The sequence below is a fragment of the Pedobacter psychroterrae genome (assembly GCF_004331695.1).
In the GTDB taxonomy this organism is placed as follows: domain Bacteria; phylum Bacteroidota; class Bacteroidia; order Sphingobacteriales; family Sphingobacteriaceae; genus Pedobacter; species Pedobacter psychroterrae.
The window spans coordinates 178,211-199,422 of the sequence record NZ_SJSL01000006.1; the positions used below are offsets into that span (position 1 = coordinate 178,211).

Below are 21,212 nucleotides of genomic sequence, written 5' to 3' on the forward strand. Positions count from 1 at the left end.
TAAAAGTTATTTATTTAGTTCATTAAAAAGTGCTTTGAAACAGGCAGATTCGCTTTCCGGACCGGCTGCTTTCCGTCCGTAAAATTCATCCAGAAAGGAATTTGCGCCCGACCAAATAGTTTGCATCATTCCTTGGAAGCGTGGTTTTAGCGCTGATGTTGCATACTTTCTTGATTCTAAAAGATCTCTAGTCTGTGCAATTGCATTGTCTGGCTTTTTCCAGGGACAAGTGATCACAGATAAGCCTTTCATCGCAAAATAAACAGCTGTCTGGTCCGGCCGGTCATAATGCCAGTCGCAGATCATTACATTTTTATTGATCAGGTCTACCGCACGGTGTGTATTGTTCATGCTAGCCTCCCAGAGTCCGAGTCCTGTGGTTTTACCATCCAGCAAACGATCGCCCCAGATCCAGAGCTGCCGCTTTTTTAAAACAAGATGGTTGCTGATCTTATTGACTTCATTGGCAAACAATTCAGCTTTATCTAGGCCGGCGCAACGGGGACATTTATCATCGCCGATGTAGAAGACCTCGTCCATTCCGGCATGAAAAGCATCCGTTTCAAATGCATCACAGATCTCATCAACCAAATCAAATACAACATTGTGAACTTCAGGATGTAATGGGCAATAGCTTTTACAATACAGTCCGTCCGCATTGGGCCATTCGTATTTTTCAGGCATCTGAACATGTGGTGTTTCGTCAAACTGTGGGTATACTTTGAGCAAGTTTCCGATCTTAGCTGCCCAGGACTGATGGCCCAGCAGGTTGATCTGCGGGATGAGGCGAATGTTGTGACGCTTACAAACGGCAACTAATTGCTGTACATCTTTTTTGGACAAGGCATTCTTCTCTCTTAACTCAGGCCGGCTTTTAAACTGGTAATTGAAATCTACCCTTAGCACCAGGGTATTGACCTTACGCGAGGAAAGCTCTTCATCGATAAATTTGATAAAAGGGTCAAGGTGGTCCGCATCGGGTGCGGCGATGCAGAGTCCACGGACGGGCAATACATCCTGAGCTTTGGCAAAACCAAGGACGCCAGTCAGCAGAAGGAATACTAAAATTATTTTTTTCATAGCAGCTAATGGAATTATAATATTGTATTTAAAGTTTCAAACGGATATGAATTTTTGAGAGCAACACAGCAAAACCGATCATGGCTGCTGCCCATGCCAATGAGCCTCCCACGGCCAGCAATGCGCTGCTGTCCTGTTTGTAAATGAAAATATTAAAGCCCATACCCCAGCAGATAAAATAAATTACATCGGGGGCGAGATAAGTTGTCAGTGAATTTTTGCCTGCAGCCTGGAACATCCCTGCCCAGGAAACCTTAGCTTTCCAATCAACAATCAAGTACAATAGCGCATAGATGAGCATGCTGATTCCATTGCAAATTAATGCCCAGCTCGGCGTGCCATATATTTTTGAAATAATAAACCAGTTGCGCAGAAAAAAACCAGCAGCAAGACACATCAGACCCAGAGCAGCTATGATCAGCACGATCCTGTCCGGGCCTAATGATTTCTGGCTCAAGATAAGGCTTACCGTAAGTCCCGCTAAAACAATTGAAGGGACATTACCGCTCACTATTACACCAAAAACAGGTGTTAAAAAATCCAGCCAACCGGTCATTCCTAATTGGGAAAGGATATTTAACCCGATAAAAACCAGCCATAAGATGATCACCGGAATCAATTTAGATCTAAGGAACAAAGAGGCTGTAGCCGCCACGAAATAGCCCCAGCCTATCAGGCCTAATATACCCCACCAACCAATTTCCAGCCATTCAGGATCTTCAACATCCCCTCTTTTAAATATAAATGCCAAAACCGCAATCCCGATCAGACCAAGTAATTTCAGCCCAGCATACAGGTATTTTTTATTTCCATTTTCCGGATAATGGTTCCATACCAGGAAAATAGAAACATACAACAATATTGCCCAAAGGTTGCTGTCGATTCCGCTTAATTCTTCATTCAAACTACCCGCGTTCATCATCAGGACCCCTATCAATAAAAGACTTAAGGTCCTTAAAATAATGTGTGCGAATATTTTAAGTTTGCCTTCACCCTTTTTCTGCCGGGAAATCAGTGCGTGCGGAATGGACATCCCCACCATAAAAAGGAATCCGGGAAAGACCCAGTCGGCCAGTCCCATTCCGTCGGTACTGCCTTCTGTATGGTGCAACCATTTGGGCACCCCATTTGAATAGAGGTCGTTCACAAAGAGCATCAGGAACAGGGTGAGTCCGCGCATGATATCAATAGATAAGATCCTTGGCGCTTTAAGTATGGTGATGCTCATAATTTAATATTATCTCCTTTATTGGCCGCAGCCCATAAGATGGCATTGGCAAACATCTTTTTAAATTCTTCAGATTTTAGCAGATTGGCATGGTGGCCAATCAGAAAATACACATTGCGCGCCTTCATCTTTTCATTCACCCATATCACCGGATGATCTCCCATCTTTATATCTGATGGCGGCTGATAGCTTGATTCATCTACTGTAGCCAGCACCTTCACATTGGGACGTGGATTTTTATTGAAAGTATACCACTCATCATCAGGAATAACGAACGAAGCTGGGAGGCCTTTCATTACCGGATGTTTCTTCTGCTCTACATGTACGGTTCCTGAGGCCCTTGGAGCGATGTAGTTCTTAAAACGGATGCCGCCCATGAAATCAGAAAACCAGTTCCACATTGGATAACCGTCAAACTCACCCAGTAAGGTAGCATGATGGAAGCCCACCCAGCCACCGCGGCCCTCTTCTATATATTTGGTAAAGGCCGCCATCGATTTTTCGCTCCAGGTATAAGGCGGAAAGTTTAGCTGGATAAAGACTTTATAGTTAGACAAGTAAGTTTCATCCAGGTTCTTGGCATCATTGATCACCGTAATTTCAAAATTATTTTTATCGGCAAACGCATTGAGCCATTCCAGCGCTGCTACCACAAATCCTTCATGACCTCCCCCTCTTTCGGTGAGTACGAGGGCCTTGAATTTTGGGGGCTTAGGCCCGGCAATGACAGCTACTGATAAAAGCATCAGGACAAGCAGCGGTAGTATTGTTTTATTTCTCATGTGATCTCTGTTAACTTAATTTGTGGCCATTGCTGTTACTGCCTGTAAAAACCATCCTGTGTGCGGAATCCACTGTTCGCTCCAGCGCCACTCATTACCATTGTCTTCTACTTTAAAATCCAGTCCGGAGCCATCCCCTCTGCCATCCTTGCCGGTAATCCCATTAGAGATCCCCCCTTTTCCGGTACCATGACCATACATTGCGGCCATATAAGGGACATTGTTCTGTCCATATCCATACATCATACACATATTGTAGGGGTTGCAGCCTAGTATCCATGAGACCAGATTGCCTGCAAATTCTGCCAGTTCAGATTTTACTCCATAAGGGCCTTTTCCGGGGTAAACCAGCCTTCCTCCTACTATTGCCGCCGCTGCAAGTGAACCTAAACGGGCATTTTCGCCCTGCCACCACCATCCGCTTTCATTTTCGTGCGGGATGAAAAAGCCGTTCTGTACTTTATCCTTATACAGAAAACTCTGGCGGGCATATCCAAAAGGATTGATGGTCTCATTGGTTATTTTAAGGTTATAGTCAATCGCAGTTTTTATAGTTGATAAGGCCGTATTTCTAAATTTGCCGTCTGTTTCCATATCCAGGTACCGTGCCAATGCGATGATGGGCAGGCCTGCATCTGCAGCATGCCAAAATGGTCGCTTGCTGTCGTTAGCGATAAAGTATCCGGCAGGAGAAAGTCTTTTGTGCAGGTTGCCTGCACGCCTGCGGGCTTCGTTACGATAGATCTCCTTACCCGTAGCTTTCCAAAGCTCCGCAGCTGCCATCAATGCGCAGTAATCGTCGATGATGTTGTCTTTGCCGTCATCTGCATATTTGGTGCTGAACTGCTGCAAGTGTGCGAAGGCCCTTTCTGCAGCGTCAAGGTATTGCTGTGAAGAAAAGTCACCATGCGTTTTCCATTGAGATACCCTGGCGAGGGATGCGACTGCCATTCCGCCGCCTTCGCGGTAAGCACACTGATAGTCGGAGGTTGTCTTACTATCGGCAAGCAGGCCAACCACCCTGCGTGCCTTTGGGTTTTTATCAAAATAGCTGAATACAGTCATATAGAAATAGCCTTCGGGCGACAATGAGCGCATGATATAATCTGCGCCATAAAGTCCTTCCTTTTTGAGGTTTTCACCTGCGCCAATTTGATCAAGCAACGCAGGAATAGCCTCCACAGTATTGGCCATAGACCACGTAACCATAGGAATCTGTTGAGGCAGCATAAAATTTGTATAGGCAAGGTGCGAAAAATACTTGCTTACATCGCCCGAGGCATCACACCATCCTCCACTTAGGTCCACTGTCTTGTCACTACCGAACAGGAGAATACTCTTGTCTGCTTCCTGTTCTTGCGGAGAGCTGGCACGCTGATGAAAGAAAAAGTCTGTGATAGCCGGAATAGCGATTTTAGAAATGGCAGCTTCATCAATGGTAAAGTTGTAGGACTGATAGATTTTCCCGTTTACGGCAAGCTGAATCTTATAGGCACCTGTCTTAGTAAATCCGGAAAAATCAATGCGGTTGTAAGATACTTCCGTTCCCCAGTCGGCCATTTGCTGAGCCTTTTCTATCTTCCCTGAAAAAACAGCAGCATTGTCTGCTGCTGTTATTATTTGAAAGCGCAGATTATTATCAAGCGGCACATTGCTTTTAACAATTGCCGTTTTAGGTCCCCTAAGATTATATGCAACCTGGTTGACAAGTATTTGAACTTCTGAAGCTCTGGTAGTGATGGCCATGAAAAGTAACATGACCAATAAAGAACCATTAATAATTTTGCTGTTCATATATGCTGTTTATTGCATGAGACTGAGATTTGAAGATACGAATAATTAATAGGCCAGAGATTTCATTCTCACACCCGAGATCTTAAGAAATTGATTGGTAGTTGTTGTTCCCTTAAGCGTTGCTACAAAACCGAATGATACCTGTGTAGGCTGTTGTATGGTAAAATTAACACTGACATTGTATCCTTGGGCAGCCACAGTGATCGGAAAATAAGCTGCGTCGGTGGGCTGACCAGCAAACGTGCTGTTGCTGGGCTTGCTTGTAAACACTTCTATATCGGGAAGCTCTGAGCCGGCACTGGCTACAAGGTACATCGCGCTGTTTGCACCTGCATTACCAACCCTTGCCTCAAAAGTATACTCACCTGCAGGGAGCAACTTAGTCTGATAGATTTTGCCATTGGTCATTACATTCAGCGCAGGAGTTGTAGTGTTCTTGCCCGCCTCGAGAGAGAGCGTCCCAAAATTCGCGATAGTCTCCGCAGTTCTTTCTACCCATGTACCATAAGTACCAAATCCTGTACCCCAGTTATTTGCCTGTGCATTGGAGATCCAGCCTGCCAATTTACGCCAGGTCGCTGCATTACCAGCTACCACTGCGCCCTCCGATAGGCTAACAGGTTGAAATTTCTGGCCTGTAGCACTCTTAGGGTCCATTTTACCTGGATTGATGATAAAATCTTCCGTCACATTTGTTTTTACATTTATAATGGCATCTGCTGTATAAAATGTATCAATACTTAAAGTATCAGGCAAGTATCCGGTATGGTAAGTGAAAGTACTGCCATACTTATAAGAAGGAAGGATTGTTTGAGCAGAAGCAACCGGTACTTTTACCGTCGCAGTAGTTCCATTCGTTTTTGTATATACGATTTCAGAAGACAATACGCCTGTTGTTTTGTCCACATCCCCCCAGTCCACAGTCGTGTTACCATCATTACCCAGTTCAACAGAAGCAATTGGCCTGTTGATTAGAGAAGCGGTATAGCGTTCGCCATACACATTTGCGCTAGCCCTGACGATGATAGAAGGATTACCCAATCCGTCGTAGGTAAAAACTTCAAAGTTCTGGGTCCCTTCTGACAATCCTGTAAGAATTCTTTTTAAGGTGTCTACACCATTCGTACGGGTAACTGGTATTACAACAGAATCTCTCCTGTTATTCCAGTAGATCCTAAGGGATTTCACTTTGGGGTCGGAAATGAACAAACCTTTCACAAGTACCCTGTCATGTCCCGGGAAGATCTTTAATGAGTCTATTTTTCCAGTATAGGAAATTTCTCCCGATTTTGTATACTCCTGATAATCATTCATCTTGGTGCAAGACGCAAAGCCGATAGCGATGCCTAACAACATAATAAATGAAATGTGTTTGCTAAAAATATTTTTCATTTTCTATTTTTTAATGGGTTATGAAACTGTCTATTGGCCTAGTTTGGATTACCATATACCTGAACTTCCGTAATCATTAAGAATTGAGTACCCATCCAGTTTTGATTACATTTGATACGCAGGTACCTCAACTTCGGAACATCAACTCTAAACTTCCAGCTGAAACCTGCGGCTGCTATTTCTCTATCTTCAGCAGAAAGATCACCATACCCTACAAGTCCGGATGGCTTAACAGAAGTATAAGTACCTAATTTAACCCAGCTGTCGTAACTTCCGTCCGGATTTGGATTGGCTGAGCCCCATATTTCGAAGTTTTTCATATTACCTCTATAATACCAGGTTTTTAAGCCATTTATTGTTTCAGGATAATCCCAGATTACAATCCGGCTTAGCTGGGCAAGTTGACCGACATCAAAGGTGATAGAATGCGGGCCGGCATCAGTGGTTGTTGGCGGTGTATAAGCACAACTTGGAAAAACTTGCGTTTCACCGTCCCACATCCTGTGGACACCAGTATCTGCGGTACCAGCATTCGAAAAATTAGAGCGCTGATCTCCAGGCCATATAGAAGGAGCCATGGTTTTATATTTGTTTTTAGCGAGTGCTGTCTCAAATAACGGTTTTACCGTGGTAAATAACGTATCTGTCTGATTAAGAAAACGGTCTCTTACGATTACGGCAACCTCGAAAGACAGCGTATCCAGACCACGTATATCGCGGCTAACGGAGTCAGAAGAGGTGTAAATACCATCAAATGCTACCCAGCCTTTGTAACCGTCTTTTCTCATCGGAATGATTGCAATATCTCTTCTTGTCATATTTTTAGCCTGGATATTGATACCGGCAAAATCCGGCAATACCTTTAGACTTCTAAATACATCAAAAATTGGATTTTCCAGTGGCTTAACTTTTACAGTAACCGGCTCAGAAGCAACTTCACTTTTATTTACGGCATAGAGTTTAATCTCGTGTTCTTCGGTGTCTCCGAACCCGTCTACCAATAGCTGATTGGTGTAAAAAGAGGATTTTACCACTCTTTCTTCACCGCTGGCGAGCATGTAAACGGCCTTTACATAAGATAGATCCTGCTCTGATGGCAGATTATAGGTAAGTTTTACCTGACCGGGCTCATTTACTACCCTTACCTGTGTGACAGGTCCCGGAGGAGTGGTGTTATTTGTTTGCGGGCCTATTTTCGATTCCTTACATCCAGATAATCCGATAATGAGTATCGGTATTATCAACAGTGACTTTAATACTTTCATCTTTAATAATTTTTAATTAATTACCATCCTGGGTTTTGAACCAAATTAGAATTTATAATAATGTTGGAATTTCTGATCGGCCATAAATAATCTCTTGGCGCTACAAAGGTCTGTTGGTATACTGTCCGGGGCTGATAGTACGATACCGGATTGGTCTGAGAAATTGACCAGCCATTTATTGGTGCATTTAACTGCGTAACAGCATCTTTCCACCTGCGCAAATCCCAAAAGCGGCTTCCTTCAAACGCAAGTTCTATCCCCCGCTCCTGCTTGATAATGGCACGGAGTCCTTCCTTTGTAGTAAATTTTGCAGCATTAGTTGAGTAGTTGGTCCATGATTCTTTTACGCCTGCAAGACCAGCCCTTTCTCTGATTTTGTCAAGGTAGGTAAAAATGTCTTGCTCACCCGGGCCCTTTGCTTCATTTAATGCCTCCGCATACATGAGATAAACCTCTGCAAGTCTGATCTCAGGCCATTCATAGTTTCTAACTGTGTTGGCACTCGCTGAATTTACCAGGTTCCAGTCTACCAGTTTTTTCACAAAATATCCCGTTTCATTATAGTATCCTTCAGCACCGGAGTTACCTGGTTGGGTATACCTGGCCTGCATGAAGAAAGTCCCGTTGTCTGTTCCATTCGGACTTGGGTTATTGTTGATCATATACCAAACACCCCCGTCAAAACCAAGATCGGCATAAAAACGCGGCTCACGGTCGAAGTTTATCCTGGCAGTCTGGTATCCCTGACTGATGTAAAAACGTTCTTCTGCTACTCCCGTACGCAACTGGTTCTTGTTGACGAAATTATGCGTCTTATCTTCTGTAATCGGCACCCCGTTGTTGGTATAGAAAAGTTCTACCATCTTTAACGGAACGGACAACTGCCCATTTGAATTGTTAGGATTGAAGGCAGTAGTTAAAGCACCCATTGCAGCTCTTTGAAGGTTACCGGCTGCACTGTTTGATAAACCCCAGATCTTTTCGTTATTCCATCTTTCTGTTATGGCATTTCTGATATTCATTTGCAGGGCAGTAGTATCTGAGATCTTAAAACCAATCGGCTGAAATTTATATAAAACGTGGCCAGCCGTTTCACTTGCGTCTAAAGCCTCTTTTGCTGCAACCGCTGCACGCTCCCATTTAGCCTGCTGAAATGTACTGTTAAACAACAGAACACCCTGATTGTCCTTAAAACCTATGTAATCAGGATTTCCATTAAACAATGGGCTGGCCGCTAACAGAAGCAATTTTGCCTTGATGGATAGCGAAATAGGTTTTGTAATTCTTCCCAGCTCAGAACCCCTGTCGCCAATGATCAGTGGTAAGTCAACCGTAGCTTCGTCAAGTAATTTAGCGATGTAATCTACACATTCATCAAATGGCAAACGCCTTACTTTCATTTCGTCCGTAGACGCAAAAATATCCAGGTTTCCGTCCATTATAGGAATCGGACCATACATCCGCAATAAATAATAATGGTAAAAAGCCTTCAAAAACTTTGCTTCGCCCAGCCATCTTGCTCTGTCATCGGGAGTGAGGTCCAGCACTTTGCTATTGTCCGACACGTTTTCAATAAAAATATTGCATTGTCTGATAGCTTTCCATAGACCGGAGCCGCCAGTATTTGCGCCATCCCAGAAGTTCGCGAGCGGCGAACCGACGTTTTGAGTGCCCAGGGCAATGTCCCATGACATATTGAAATTTTCCAGCGTGCCCCTTCTTGATTTAGGGATCCATATCTCGTCCCCTCCCAGCAATCCTATATTGGTTGTCGCACCTCCATTTTGAGGCAAATAGGAATAACAGGTAAACAGATACTTCTCTGCCTCATTTCTGCTGGTAAAAGCATTATCTATAGTAGCGACATTGTCGGGTACTATATCCAGATACTTTTTACACGAAGAGATTATCAAAAGTACAGGTATCAAGAGCGCTAGCATTTTAAATTGAGCAATAGGTCTTAAAAAACCCTTTGCTGCATGTTTTATATTATTTTTCATCTTCATCCTCCTACTAAAAACCAACATTTAAACCAATATTATAAACCCGCTGAAGTGGATAATCCAAACCGTTTCCGGCCATCTCAGGATCCCACAGCTTGAAATTACTGAAGGCGAAAAGATTTCTCGCGCTCGCATAAATCCTAAGGTTGCTGAGTCCGAATCTGGTCAGTAACTTTTCTTTTGGTGTGAATCCAACCTCGACCTGCTGCAGACGCAGAAATGCACCGTCACGCATCCACCAGTTGGACCGTACTGTATTATTGGGCGCTAGTACACTGCTTAACCTCGGCCAAAAAGCATATGCATTACGATTGTCCTCTGACCAATGATCGTCAGCGATGGCGCTTAGCAAGCCGCTTTGGTAGCCACCAGCCTGTACGAATGGTGAAATACCGCTCTGACTGAGGTTATCGAAATTGAAGCCTCCGGAATTGATGAACAGAGAGGAGCGTGCTGAGCCCTGCATTTGTGCGTTTAAGTCAAAACTTCCTTGAGTAAGAGAGAATCCAAAGCCATAAACAATTTCAGGTGTAGTAGGCAGCCCCATGTAAATCCGGTCATCATTATTGATCGCGCCGTCATTATTCATATCACGGTATTTAATATCACCACCTCTTACTGGTACACCGCCCGAGATCGCATTTTGATTCGGTGAATTAGCCACCTCGATATCATCCGTGAACAAGCGCTCCGCTACGAAGCCAAGTTGCTGGTCAAAAGAACGGCCAACTCTGCTGAGGTAACTTGTGCTGGCCGGGTAACTTGGCTCATCAAAAAACAATATCTTATTAGTAGCATACGTCATGGTACCCCTCACTTGCATCCAGGTTTTACGACCAAACGATTTATTATAATCTGCCTGAAAGTCAATACCCTGGCTCTGAGATTTACCCACATTGGCTACAGCCGATGCAAGCAGACCCATTGTAGTAGGCACAGCACTTCTGGTCTGAAGTATGTTGGAAGTGGTCTTTCTGTAAGCGTCAATCGTCAGGTTTATGGCGTTAAAAAGGGAGATGTCTGTACCCAGATTGAGCTGTCTTGAAGTTTCCCAGGTAATCCTGTCGTTTGCATACCTAAGCACAGTTATGCCTGGACGCGTATATAAATTTCCCGGATCTTCACCGAATGATGCACCCGGTCCGTTATTAAGGTTGACATTTGACAGGTAGAAGAACCTATCGGTATCGCTACCTATAGCATCGTTCCCGTTCATACCATACGTGCCTCTTAATTTAAATTTGCTGATTACACCTGTCAAAGGTTTAAAGAAAGATTCATTAGACACATTATAGCCAAAACCTATCGCCGGGAAGAAACCATAGCGATTATTGGCGGCAAAACGTTCTGTTCCGTTGTATCCAAAGTTAAACTCTGTAAGATACTTTTCTTTGTAGCCGTAAGTTACCCTTCCGGAAACACCCAGGTTTCTTTTTGGCAGTGACAGTTCCAAACTGCCTGCGTTTCCGCTGAGTGAATTTCTCATGGTGGTTACCACCATCGCTCCCAGAGCATGGTCTTCCTTAAACACATTATTGTAGTTTAATGCTGTTTCAGTATACAACGCAGATTTTATTTCTTTCAGTCCCTCTCCGTAACTCAGGTATTCACTACCTGTAATTCCGAGTGAGCCCGGGCCACCAGGATTGATTGCTGTCAAACTGATTCCCTGACCATCTAATGAATTGGCTGAATAGTAAAATGGATTATATCCACGGCTGATTGAGAATGCAGAATTTCGCTGAACATAGCCCATAAACCTAAATTTTAATCCCGGAATGAGCGCTTCCAGATCCTGATGCAGCTCTACTTGAGGTTGCAGATTAGATTTGTTTTCCTCCCGGTATCCCTGTACAAGCAGTGCATAAGGATTGTTATATAGTCCGCCACCGAGTGATGATCCCTGAATATAGGGTACTATTGCATTCCCAAACATAGGATGTTTCAAACCTGTAGAATATTCTGCCGGATACATTGCCGGGAACATCACTGGATTAGCCGCAATAGCAGTCTGGAAAATCTGTTTACCACCACCGAGCGGGCCATTATAATCATCAAACTGACCGTACACCCTGACCTCTGCTTTTGTGCTTTTGGTAAACTGAATAGAAACGTTTGACCTAATGGAATAATTTAACAGTTTTACGTTATTATTGAAATTATTGAGCTTATCCACTTTATATACACCGTTATCAACATTGAAGGTGCCGGCAATGTAGTACCGTGCTTTGTCGGCACCACCGGAAACATTCATATTGTACCGCTGATTGGCCGTATAATCCTTTATGATCTGGTCAATCCAGTTATTGCTTGGATACAAGTAAGGATTTGCACCCGCAGCGGTGCGGTCAATTTTTGTCTGCGTATATGGCAGGGCCAGTTCATTTCTGGTAAGCGCGGCCTGATTGGCCAGTTTCATATAAGTGATGTTGTCTGCAAACTGAAAGTTCTCTGTATTACCTGAGACAGTATTTTCAACGCGGAAACCGAATTTCGTTTTTCCCGACTCCCCGACTTTAGTCGTTACCAGAATAATACCGTTGGCACCACGTGCCCCATATACTGCCGCTGCTGTTGCATCCTTCAGCACAGAAAAATTAGCAATATCATCTGGTTGAAGTCTTGCCAGGTCATTTTGCGTAGACTCCACTCCGTCAATCAAGATCAGTGGACTAACCTGCCCGGCGCCAAAGGAACCCAGCCCCCTTACAAAAAAGTTAGCATTATCAGAACCCGGTTCACCGCTTCGCTGATAAGCGATTACACCGCCCAGGCGACCGGCCAGCATTTGAGTAAGATTACTTGTGGGCCCTTTCAATTCCTTTGGGTTAATTGTGGTCACCGCTCCAACCATTGTAGTCTTCTTTTGTACACCAAAACCGACGACGGCAACTTCTTCCAGCGCATTGTCATCAGGCATCAGTACTACGTCCAAGACATAATCTCCGTTTGACGAAGCTTTCAGGCTCTTGATATCGAACCGCTGTGTTACGAAGCCGACAAATGTGAACACCAGGGTTCCGCTTGTTGGCACATTGAGGCTGTAATTTCCATTTCCGTCGGTCGAGGTACCAATGGCTGTGCCATTTACAGCCACGCCGACTCCGGGAACAATGCCTACAGAGTCCCTTACTGAACCCCTGACTTTCAGTTGCTCCTGAGCAAGCCCCTTTTGGGATATTAAGACCAGTAATACAAGTATGAAAACGTTTGCAAAACTGATTTTCTTTAAAAAAAGATAAAATTTAAAATTCATAATACTTTTAGTAATTGATTTAGAAGTTATTATTGATCAATAATTTTCAGGCTAAAAATTCCCTTGGCTGGTTAAAGTATGTAGTTACTTTATATCGGATCAGTACAAAAACTGATCAATGCTATTAAGATTATGCCTGTAAGTAAAGTGTACACAACCAGGGGAACGCGGCGGATTTAAGAATGGTTAGGTCTAGTTTTGTTCATGTAATTTCGGTTTGGTTTAAATTTGGTTATTAACGAATGTAAAGCTATTGTAATGATAGCATAAGTGCAAGAAAAAAAGATCACAACATACTGATAAATAGAATGTTACACCATAACCCAATACGCTTCAGCAACAAGCGGCATTATGCCTTATCCTTGATAATGATACATTTAGAGAATGGAAAGAATTTATAGCGATACGCTAAAAAAACATTAGAAAAAACAGGCCTGCCTATGTTATTTCTTACAATCGGCATAAATTATCCGGTTTAAGGCATATCAAGATTCAAAGATTAGCCTGTTCCATCCTCCTTCTCCGGCATTCTTTAGCTCACTTTTTCGCTCTGAAAGTATTTTTTGCATTTTGCTGTTATACGCCCAACACGTACTTTGCCGTATTAACAACATCTCAGACAATTTGTATGATGTAATCTTTCCTTTCGTTGAATAGACCAAAAACAACATATAAAATGCTTTATTGATGGGAATCCTGCTGTTCTGAAAAATGGTATAAGCAATCACTGATTCATCATAACCGCACTTCGTACATCTTCTGCTGAAAGGAAGCGAACCCGAAAGATAATGCTCATTACTGCATTTCCTGCAAGCATATCCATTTACCCATTTGAGCTCAGAAAGATATTTAAAGCAGGTTTCCCTGTCAGGATAAATCTTGCTGAACTCCGCAAAATCAACTTCATGCGACATAACCCTTGCCCTGGTTACTTTTTCAATATTAAGGTGCAGTTCCTGATTATCCTTTTCCAGCATTGCATTCATTAATGAAATCTCTTCATTTTGCTTCTCAATAATTGCAGCTTTATCCATCACCTCTTTTGTTCGCTCATCCACCAAACTACTCAGTTCCCTATTTAGCGTATCTTTCAAACGTTCATTTATTTGGAGCTGGGTGATAATGCGCTTCTGCACCTTTTCTTTCTTCTTTCTCAATGTGCGGATATTATCGCCGATGGCAAAGGATACCAATACCATTTCTATTACAAAGCAGATACTTAAACTGTAATGCGAGATCGGTCCATAAGGCAACCAGGGAACGTTGATAAGGACAAGCAATTTTACAAGAAAACCAAGCAGCAGAAATGAATACCCTATTACAAAAAACTGACCAGGACGATAGCCTCCCTTAAATATATATATACCCGCAGTCAGGGCTACCCCTACAGGCAGTATTTCTATTATTTTATAAGTAAATAAATGAGGATTATAAATACAGCAAAAGAAAAATCCAGTCCTAAGCACAATTATGAAGATAATAAGCCAATAAAGTTTTGGGGCTTTACTTCTGACATACAAGAAATTCAAGGTAAAAAGTAAACCAAACAAACTGGTTAAATATAAGGCAGGTCCATAAGCATACCTGTTCCAATCAGGATAATCAGGCCACAAGTATTGAAACGCTACTCCATCTATACACATTTCGTATAGCCCAATGCTTAAATTATAGAGTACATAATAAAGGTATTGGATCTGCCTGATAGCTAAATACATCAAAAGATTATACAACCCAAATACGGCAACCATCCCATAAAATAATCCAAAAAGAATATACTCCTTTATTGAATACTGGACAAACCAGCGCATATGTCTCAGCACTACGATAACACTCGCCACCTGCGATGACCGGATACTTATATAATAGGTTTTTATTCCGGGTTTTGAATTGTCAAGATCATACAAGAAATTCTTATGAAGATATTTTCTTTCACTAAACCGGTATTGCGCGCCAAATCTAAAATGCTCGTACTTTCCATTTTGATCTGGGGCGTAGAAATTTATGTCATCAATTGTCTGATCAAAAAATTCAAGTATCCAATTCTCTTTTGATTGGGGAAGGGATTTTATCTTAATCTTATACCAGTAAACAGAATTAGCATTGAAAGTCTTTGGCGTGGAAATTTTGTTTGGTTTAAATTGGGCATCCGTTTCCTGACTTAGGATTTCTTCAAAAGTCAGGGCCCGTGTTTTATCCTCCAGGCTTTCAATTTCACCATACCTAAAAATATAATGGGGAACATTGTCATCAATAGCATGAACCTGTTGGGCATCCGTATACCTTGCCAGACTTAGCAAAATTGTGGTAATGATAAAGAATCTGATCGGTCGCATTGCAAATAAACATAGCCAATAATTTCTTTTATGCTGAACTTTTTTTTTAAAAAAACCATTTATCATGAGGATTGTTAATCTTTTAAATTATAGAAAGCTAATTCGCATCCTTAAAAAATAATCCCTATGAAAACGAAAGCTGATCACCATGAACCCCATGCCACCAAGTATTCATTTCCTAAAAAACCGGTATACTATTTTCACGCTGATGAAGATTTCAGGGAAGACAGAGATTGGGGCAGAGATAAAGATACAGACCTATCGAAAGGAAAATTTGCCATAAGCAGGATAGCCAATAATGGAGTAGTGCAATAAACTACCTGGCACATGTTGGGTACTTCGTTGGGTTTTGATTACTTTTGGCAAGTACCTAAACAAGAAACTATGTATCAACTAAATATAAGCCCTGACAAAGTAAATGAGACACTAAGCAAGCATATTTTAGCGGATGGATTTGACCTGACCTACGATATCGCGAAAAGCAATGGGGTATATATTTATGATTCTAAAAATAAGCGCACGTTATTAGATTTTTTCACCTGCTTTGCATCTGTTCCATTGGGATATAACCATCCAAAGATGATCAATGATGAGGCCTTTAAGGACAATCTTTTACAAGCTGCATTGGCCAATCCTTCCAACTCAGATGTCTATACTCAGCAATATGCACAATTTGTCGATACATTTTCCAAACATGGTATACCGGACTATCTACCTCATGCATTTTTCATCGCAGGCGGGGGATTAGCCATAGAAAATGCGCTTAAGGTAGCTATGGACTGGAAGGTTCAAAAAAACTTTGCCAAAGGATGTAAAGAAGAAAAGGGTTTTAAAGTCCTGCATTTTGAAAAAGCTTTTCATGGAAGAACCGGCTATACATTAAGCTTAACCAATACCCTTCCTGATAAGACTAAATGGTTCGCTAAGTTTGACTGGCCAAGGGTTTCGACCCCTGTATTAAAATTTCCATTGGAAGGAGATAACCTGCATCAGGTACGGAAAACTGAAGAAGAGTCCATAATCCAAATAAAGCAAGCTTTTGCTGACAACAAAGATGACATCTGCGCCATAATCATTGAACCTATTCAATCTGAGGGTGGAGATAATCACTTCAGAGAAGAATTCCTGGTCCAACTTAAGGCCCTGGCTGATGAAAACGATGCATTTTTAATCTACGATGAAGTGCAGACCGGCGTTGGACTAACCGGCAAATTCTGGTGTCATCAGCATTTTAGTGAAAAGGCACGTCCCGATATTGTAGCATTTGGTAAAAAAATGCAGGTATGCGGCATATTGGTCGGCAAAAAAGTAGATGAAGTAGAAAACAATGTATTTAAGGTGTCATCAAGGATCAACTCTACCTGGGGAGGAAATTTGGTAGATATGGTCCGTTCATCGCAAATACTGCAGATTATAGCTGAAGATAATCTTTGTGAAAATGCCGCCATAGTTGGTGAATACTTAAAAACCAGGCTGGAACATTTGGCTTCAAAATATAGCCATATGAGCAATGTGCGCGGAAGAGGTCTGCTATGTGCTTTTGATTTTCCGGATAAAGGCATGCGTGACACTTTTATACAAAAGGGGTTACAGAATAATGTAATGTTCCTTGGTTGCGGTAGCCAGACAATACGGTTCAGGCCATCACTCTGCATGGAGAAAAAACACATCGATGAGGGTATCGCTGTAATGGAAAAGATACTACCTGAACTGCTTCCTTAAAACAAATTAAAAAGGTTATCGATCCCAAGGAACTTGCGCGAGGTAAAACCTTCTGCATAAGTTACCCCTATAGATTTTCCATATTCGCGGGACCTTCCAATTACGCTCTCAAAGAAATCCGGCGAGGAAATATAAGTATCAGGTGCATCCAGTTCAGGATTGAAAAACTGGGTTTTAAATGCCTTAATTGATGCTATTTTGGTTTCAATATATGGGGTAATGTCTACAATGATGTCTGGTTTAAGGTAGCGGTCCTGGATGTACTGAAACAGCAGCCTTGGCCTCCATGCCTGCTGTTCTTTTCCATCCAGTTGTGTATTGATCTTCACCAAACCGGATAGAAAACAAGCATCATTTGCCAAATCCCCTGCCCTGCCATGATCAGGATGTCTGTCTTCCAACGCATTAGACAACACTATTTCAGGCTGGTATTTACGAATCATTTTGATCACTTCAAGCTGATGGGCCTCATCATTTTTAAAAAACCCATCTCTAAACCCTAAATTTTCACGGGTATGAAGACCTAAAATCTTTGCTGAATCTGCGGCTTCCTGATCCCTAGTCTCAGCGGTTCCCCTTGTACCCAGCTCGCCTCTTGTAAAATCTACGATGCCTACTTTTTTTCCCAGTGCTATGTGTTTAAGTATAGTACCCGAACACCCTAATTCCGCATCGTCGGGATGTACAGCCAATACCAGTATATCTAATTTCATGATGGTTTTTAAAACGAATTTGTTGTCAAAGCAATTTTTGTATTTTCTTTCTTACCTTGGAGGAAAGCGGCTTGGTAAAAGGAAAAAAATAATCTATTACCTCCCCTTCTTTATTAATTAAGTATTTATGGAAGTTCCATCTTGGAGTAGAGGTCTTAGTTAAGAATTTGTAAAGCGGGTGTGCCTGGTCGCCACGGATCATGATTTTTTGAAAAACAGGAAACTGAACTCCATGATTCACTTCACAAAAGGTAACGATATCCTCCCCGTCAAGAGGCTCCTGTCTGCCAAAATCATTAGAAGGGAATCCCAAAACCTCAAAATCACTACCAGAAAGCACATCCCTGAGCTGCTGCAATTCTTGTAATTGAGGTGCAAAACCACATTCAGAGGCTATATTCACAATCAAAAGCACCTTACCTTTATATTCAGAAAGTTTCTTTTCTTTACCATTGATAAGTTTTATCCCAAATTGGTGAATGCTTGTTGCTTGATCAGACATGGTTTATTGGTAAAATCCGGAGGAAATGATGATAGATTCTATATCCCTTTCTTCCTGTGGGTTATAAGTGCTTTTTAGGTTATGCCCCACCACACGCGCTACCGATTGATACAGAAATGCGGTAAACCCTCCTTTAGTTTCCTTCACAATATCAAAGGTTGTCCGTCCTACCTCCCTGTCTATCAACTTAGTTAATATCTGTCCCTGGGTAATCGTGAGCTCCTTGATCTCGCGGTTAAACATGTCTTTTATCTCTTTATCGCAGTTTTTTACCAGCTTCTTTTGTACCTTTTTATCTTCAGTAAGCGCAATGTCCTTTTCCAGCTGCTCATACCTTCTTTTAGCATACAGTGCATAAGGCATTACTTTCATTACATTGTACCTCAATTTATTATAGGCAGTTCTGTCGGCCGGTGTTTTAAATATCCGATAGCCGTAAATGACCACTTCATTCAGGGGGATCCAGGGGATCATCTCTCCGTCAACATTTGTACCCGCTACCCGAATGGTATCATTTTTACCCAGTTCAGGCATTTTTACTGATACCACTCCCACCTGTGCCTTTGCTGAAGCAACACTAATAATGACAATAAACAGAATAAATAACCTATTAATTTTCATAAATTTATGCTCCTGTAAAGGTACTGCTATTTTGTATCTAGTTATATTAAAATCATTCTAATATAACCATTTGCAGATAAATATTTGTACTTTTTTACGTAAATAAAACAATTATCCATTACATTGACAAACTTAAATTTTAATGGTTTATTGTTCTGCAGGAACGATATTTGTAAAAAAACTTATAAAGATCCTGATCTGGAAGAAAAACAAAGTAAGTCCTAACAGGAAAAAAAGATTAACACACCAATGATAAGCAAACTATAAATAAATGAAAAATGCGTTAGTGATTGATTTAGAAGTAGAAAAGCAGGAGATCTTAAAAAGATACCGGGCGCTTCTGCGTGCATGTAAACCAACACTTCAGAGAGGGGACAAAAAAGAGATCAGGAAAGCGTTTGATATGGCACTCGAAAGCCATAAAAACATGCGCAGAAAATCTGGCGAACCATATATATACCATCCCATCGCCGTTGCCCAGATAGCCGCAGAGGAAATAGGTCTTGGCACTACCTCCATTGTTTGCGCATTGCTGCACGACGTGGTGGAAGATACTGATATCACCCTTGAAGATATAGAGCGTGAATTTGGAAAAAAAACCACCAAGATCATAGATGGGCTCACTAAGATTTCGGGCGTTTTTGACTATAACAGTTCCCTGCAGGCAGAGAATTTCAGAAAGATGCTACTTACACTGGCGGATGATGTCCGGGTGATATTGATTAAATTGGCCGACAGGTTGCATAACATGCGGACGATGGATTTCATGCCAAGGCAGAAGCAACTAAAAATTGCTTCTGAAACCATCTACCTGTATGCACCTCTTGCCCATAGATTAGGCCTTTATGCCATCAAATCTGAGCTCGAAGATCTTTCCATGAAATATCTGGAGCCTGACACCTACAAATACATAGCTACCCAGTTAAATGAAAAGAAAGCAGAACGAACGCTGTTTATCAAACGTTTTGTAGATCCTATCAATGAAATACTTGCTGAACAGGGCCTGACAGCGGATATCTATGGCAGACCTAAATCTATTCATTCTATATGGAATAAGATGAAGAGCAAAAACATTCCCTTTGAGGAAGTTTATGACTTGTTTGCCGTTAGGGTTATATTAGACAGTGCACCTGAACATGAAAAGGCGGAATGTTGGAAAGCCTATTCAATCGTCACTGATCTGTACCGGCCCAATCCCGACAGGCTGCGCGACTGGGTATCCTCCCCTAAGGGAAACGGGTACGAATCCTTGCACACTACCGTAATGGGGCCTAAAGGCCAATGGGTAGAAGTACAAATCCGGACACAGAGAATGAATGAAATAGCCGAGAAGGGATTTGCCGCACACTGGAAGTACAAAGAATCCAGTAACGACAATGGCCTGGATCAATGGATCATGAAAGTAAGGGAAATGTTGAGCAATCCGGAAGCCAATGCATTGGATTTTCTGGATGATTTCAAAATGAACCTGTTTTCTGATGAGATCTTCATTTTTACTCCCAAAGGAGCATTGCTCCAGTTGCCGCTTGGCGCTACTGCCCTTGATTTTGCATTTGAGATCCATACTGACGTAGGAGCAAAATGTATCGGTGCTAAAGTAAACCATAAGCTCGTGCCGCTATCTTACAAACTGCAAAACGGGGATCAGGTAGAAATCATCACCTCAGGCAAACAGGTACCAAAAGAAGACTGGCTCAATATCGTCGTTACTGCCAAGGCCAAATCAAAGATCAAGTCTTCATTAAAAGAAGAAAAGCGAAAAATAGCTGAACTGGGCAAAGAAACCCTCGAACGCAAGCTTAAATCCTTAAAAATAACTTACAACACCGATAACCTGAATAAACTTTCCTATTTCTTTAAACTGCCTTCCATGCAGGAACTTTTCATCGCTGTTGCCAATGGCAAGATCGAGGTAAAAGATCTGAAAGATTATCTGGCAAGCGAAAAAGAAATAGAAAACAGAGGTGCTGAGAAAAATGAACCCCAGCAGATTGATACCTTGCTTAAAAAGGTAAAAGGTCCTGAATCTGATACCCTGCTGATTGGAGAGGACCTCCAAAAAATAGACTATACCCTTGCGGCCTGCTGTAACCCGATCCCGGGAGATGATGTTTTTGGCTTTGTCACCGTAAATGAAGGGATCAAGATCCATAGGACCAACTGCCCGAATGCAGCACAACTGATGGCTAACTATGGCTACCGGGTGGTAAAAGCTAAATGGAACAGGCAGCAGGAACTTACATTTCTGACAGGATTACACATCATCGGAATTGATGATGTAGGACTGATCAACAACATCACCAAAGTAATTTCAAATGATTTTAAGGTAAATATGCGCTCTATTACCGTTGATACCGACAATGGGATCTTTGACGGGTCGATCCGGATCTTTGTAAATGACAAAGAACACCTGGACAACCTGATCGAAAATCTGTTACAAGTAAAAGGGGTAACCGGAGTGACCAGGTTTGATGCTTAAAAATACTTTTAAATGATTAGCGTTTTATATAAAAATTGGTAC

Annotated in this window: 15 protein-coding genes; 3 read left to right on the forward strand and 12 right to left on the reverse strand. The window is 42.0% G+C overall.

The features are described from left to right. Positions 1–6: 6 nt before the first annotated feature. The 9 genes from EZ437_RS17980 to EZ437_RS18020 all read right to left on the reverse strand — a co-directional run bounded on the left by EZ437_RS17980 (position 7) and on the right by EZ437_RS18020 (position 15,133). The gene (locus EZ437_RS17980) at positions 7–1,080 is read right to left on the reverse strand and encodes a family 20 glycosylhydrolase (protein ID WP_131597453.1); all 1,074 of its coding nucleotides are present in this window, start codon (positions 1,078–1,080) and stop codon (positions 7–9) included. A gap of 28 nt (positions 1,081–1,108) precedes the next feature. Further along, positions 1,109–2,308 (reverse strand): DUF5009 domain-containing protein, encoded by a 1,200-nt coding sequence (locus tag EZ437_RS17985; protein WP_131597454.1) that lies wholly within the window; start codon positions 2,306–2,308, stop codon positions 1,109–1,111. Further along, complete coding sequence (locus EZ437_RS17990) at positions 2,305–3,090, reverse strand: ThuA domain-containing protein (RefSeq protein ID WP_131597455.1); 786 nt, start codon at positions 3,088–3,090, stop codon at positions 2,305–2,307. The genes EZ437_RS17985 and EZ437_RS17990 overlap by 4 nt, the downstream gene beginning before the upstream one ends. A 15-nt stretch (positions 3,091–3,105) precedes the next feature. Further along, the gene (locus EZ437_RS17995) at positions 3,106–4,884 is read right to left on the reverse strand and encodes a glycoside hydrolase family 9 protein (RefSeq protein ID WP_131597456.1); all 1,779 of its coding nucleotides are present in this window, start codon (positions 4,882–4,884) and stop codon (positions 3,106–3,108) included. 45 nt (positions 4,885–4,929) lie between these two features. Then, positions 4,930–6,276, reverse strand: a complete 1,347-nt coding sequence (locus tag EZ437_RS18000; RefSeq protein WP_131597457.1) for a DUF4998 domain-containing protein — start codon at positions 6,274–6,276, stop codon at positions 4,930–4,932. 38 nt (positions 6,277–6,314) lie between these two features. Further along, complete coding sequence (locus EZ437_RS18005) at positions 6,315–7,541, reverse strand: DUF5000 domain-containing lipoprotein (RefSeq protein WP_131597458.1); 1,227 nt, start codon at positions 7,539–7,541, stop codon at positions 6,315–6,317. A gap of 20 nt (positions 7,542–7,561) precedes the next feature. Beyond that, positions 7,562–9,541, reverse strand: a complete 1,980-nt coding sequence (locus tag EZ437_RS18010) for a RagB/SusD family nutrient uptake outer membrane protein (RefSeq protein ID WP_225869615.1) — start codon at positions 9,539–9,541, stop codon at positions 7,562–7,564. Positions 9,542–9,554: 13 nt separating this feature from the next. After that, on the reverse strand, positions 9,555–12,800 hold the full coding sequence (locus EZ437_RS18015; protein ID WP_131597459.1) for a SusC/RagA family TonB-linked outer membrane protein: 3,246 nt from the start codon (positions 12,798–12,800) through the stop codon (positions 9,555–9,557). A 485-nt stretch (positions 12,801–13,285) separates the two neighbouring features. Then, on the reverse strand, positions 13,286–15,133 hold the full coding sequence (locus tag EZ437_RS18020) for a 7TM diverse intracellular signaling domain-containing protein (RefSeq protein WP_131597460.1): 1,848 nt from the start codon (positions 15,131–15,133) through the stop codon (positions 13,286–13,288). Positions 15,134–15,259: 126 nt separating this feature from the next. Between EZ437_RS18020 and EZ437_RS18025 the strand changes: the two genes are divergently transcribed. Both EZ437_RS18025 and lat read left to right on the forward strand, forming a co-directional pair. Beyond that, a complete protein-coding gene (locus EZ437_RS18025; RefSeq protein ID WP_131597461.1) occupies positions 15,260–15,448 on the forward strand; it encodes a hypothetical protein in 189 nt (62 codons plus the stop codon). A 69-nt stretch (positions 15,449–15,517) separates the two neighbouring features. Further along, entirely contained in the window at positions 15,518–16,855 is a 1,338-nt protein-coding gene (lat, locus tag EZ437_RS18030) for an L-lysine 6-transaminase (protein WP_131597462.1), read from the forward strand. Here the strand turns inward: lat and bshB1 are convergent. The 3 genes from bshB1 to EZ437_RS18045 are packed head-to-tail and all read right to left on the reverse strand — an operon-like array spanning position 16,852 to position 18,691. Further along, positions 16,852–17,568: a bacillithiol biosynthesis deacetylase BshB1 gene (gene bshB1 / locus EZ437_RS18035; RefSeq protein WP_131597463.1), complete on the reverse strand. Its 717-nt coding sequence runs from the start codon at positions 17,566–17,568 to the stop codon at positions 16,852–16,854. The two genes, lat and bshB1, sit on opposite strands and share 4 nt — an antisense overlap. 25 nt (positions 17,569–17,593) lie before the next feature. Next, positions 17,594–18,070: a glutathione peroxidase gene (locus EZ437_RS18040; RefSeq protein ID WP_131597464.1), complete on the reverse strand. Its 477-nt coding sequence runs from the start codon at positions 18,068–18,070 to the stop codon at positions 17,594–17,596. A gap of 3 nt (positions 18,071–18,073) precedes the next feature. Further along, complete coding sequence (locus EZ437_RS18045) at positions 18,074–18,691, reverse strand: DUF4294 domain-containing protein (RefSeq protein ID WP_131597465.1); 618 nt, start codon at positions 18,689–18,691, stop codon at positions 18,074–18,076. 271 nt (positions 18,692–18,962) lie between these two features. On the opposite strand from EZ437_RS18045, the gene EZ437_RS18050 reads away from it, so the two are divergent. After that, positions 18,963–21,170 carry a RelA/SpoT family protein gene (locus EZ437_RS18050; protein WP_131597466.1) on the forward strand — a complete coding sequence of 736 codons (2,208 nt, stop codon included), beginning with the start codon at positions 18,963–18,965 and terminating at the stop codon, positions 21,168–21,170. Positions 21,171–21,212: the final 42 nt, after the last annotated feature.

Coding starts and splice junctions, on each gene's coding strand:
- bshB1 (WP_131597463.1), bottom strand. CDS start 17,568: ATGAAATTAGATATACTGGTATTGGCTGTACATCCCGACGATGCGGAA.
- EZ437_RS18050 (WP_131597466.1), top strand. CDS start 18,963: ATGAAAAATGCGTTAGTGATTGATTTAGAAGTAGAAAAGCAGGAGATC.
- EZ437_RS18020 (WP_131597460.1), bottom strand. CDS start 15,133: ATGCGACCGATCAGATTCTTTATCATTACCACAATTTTGCTAAGTCTG.
- EZ437_RS17995 (WP_131597456.1), bottom strand. CDS start 4,884: ATGAACAGCAAAATTATTAATGGTTCTTTATTGGTCATGTTACTTTTC.
- lat (WP_131597462.1), top strand. CDS start 15,518: ATGTATCAACTAAATATAAGCCCTGACAAAGTAAATGAGACACTAAGC.
- EZ437_RS17985 (WP_131597454.1), bottom strand. CDS start 2,308: ATGAGCATCACCATACTTAAAGCGCCAAGGATCTTATCTATTGATATC.
- EZ437_RS18040 (WP_131597464.1), bottom strand. CDS start 18,070: ATGTCTGATCAAGCAACAAGCATTCACCAATTTGGGATAAAACTTATC.
- EZ437_RS17990 (WP_131597455.1), bottom strand. CDS start 3,090: ATGAGAAATAAAACAATACTACCGCTGCTTGTCCTGATGCTTTTATCA.
- EZ437_RS18005 (WP_131597458.1), bottom strand. CDS start 7,541: ATGAAAGTATTAAAGTCACTGTTGATAATACCGATACTCATTATCGGA.
- EZ437_RS18045 (WP_131597465.1), bottom strand. CDS start 18,691: ATGAAAATTAATAGGTTATTTATTCTGTTTATTGTCATTATTAGTGTT.
- EZ437_RS18010 (WP_225869615.1), bottom strand. CDS start 9,541: ATGAAAAATAATATAAAACATGCAGCAAAGGGTTTTTTAAGACCTATT.
- EZ437_RS18015 (WP_131597459.1), bottom strand. CDS start 12,800: ATGAATTTTAAATTTTATCTTTTTTTAAAGAAAATCAGTTTTGCAAAC.
- EZ437_RS18000 (WP_131597457.1), bottom strand. CDS start 6,276: ATGAAAAATATTTTTAGCAAACACATTTCATTTATTATGTTGTTAGGC.
- EZ437_RS17980 (WP_131597453.1), bottom strand. CDS start 1,080: ATGAAAAAAATAATTTTAGTATTCCTTCTGCTGACTGGCGTCCTTGGT.
- EZ437_RS18025 (WP_131597461.1), top strand. CDS start 15,260: ATGAAAACGAAAGCTGATCACCATGAACCCCATGCCACCAAGTATTCA.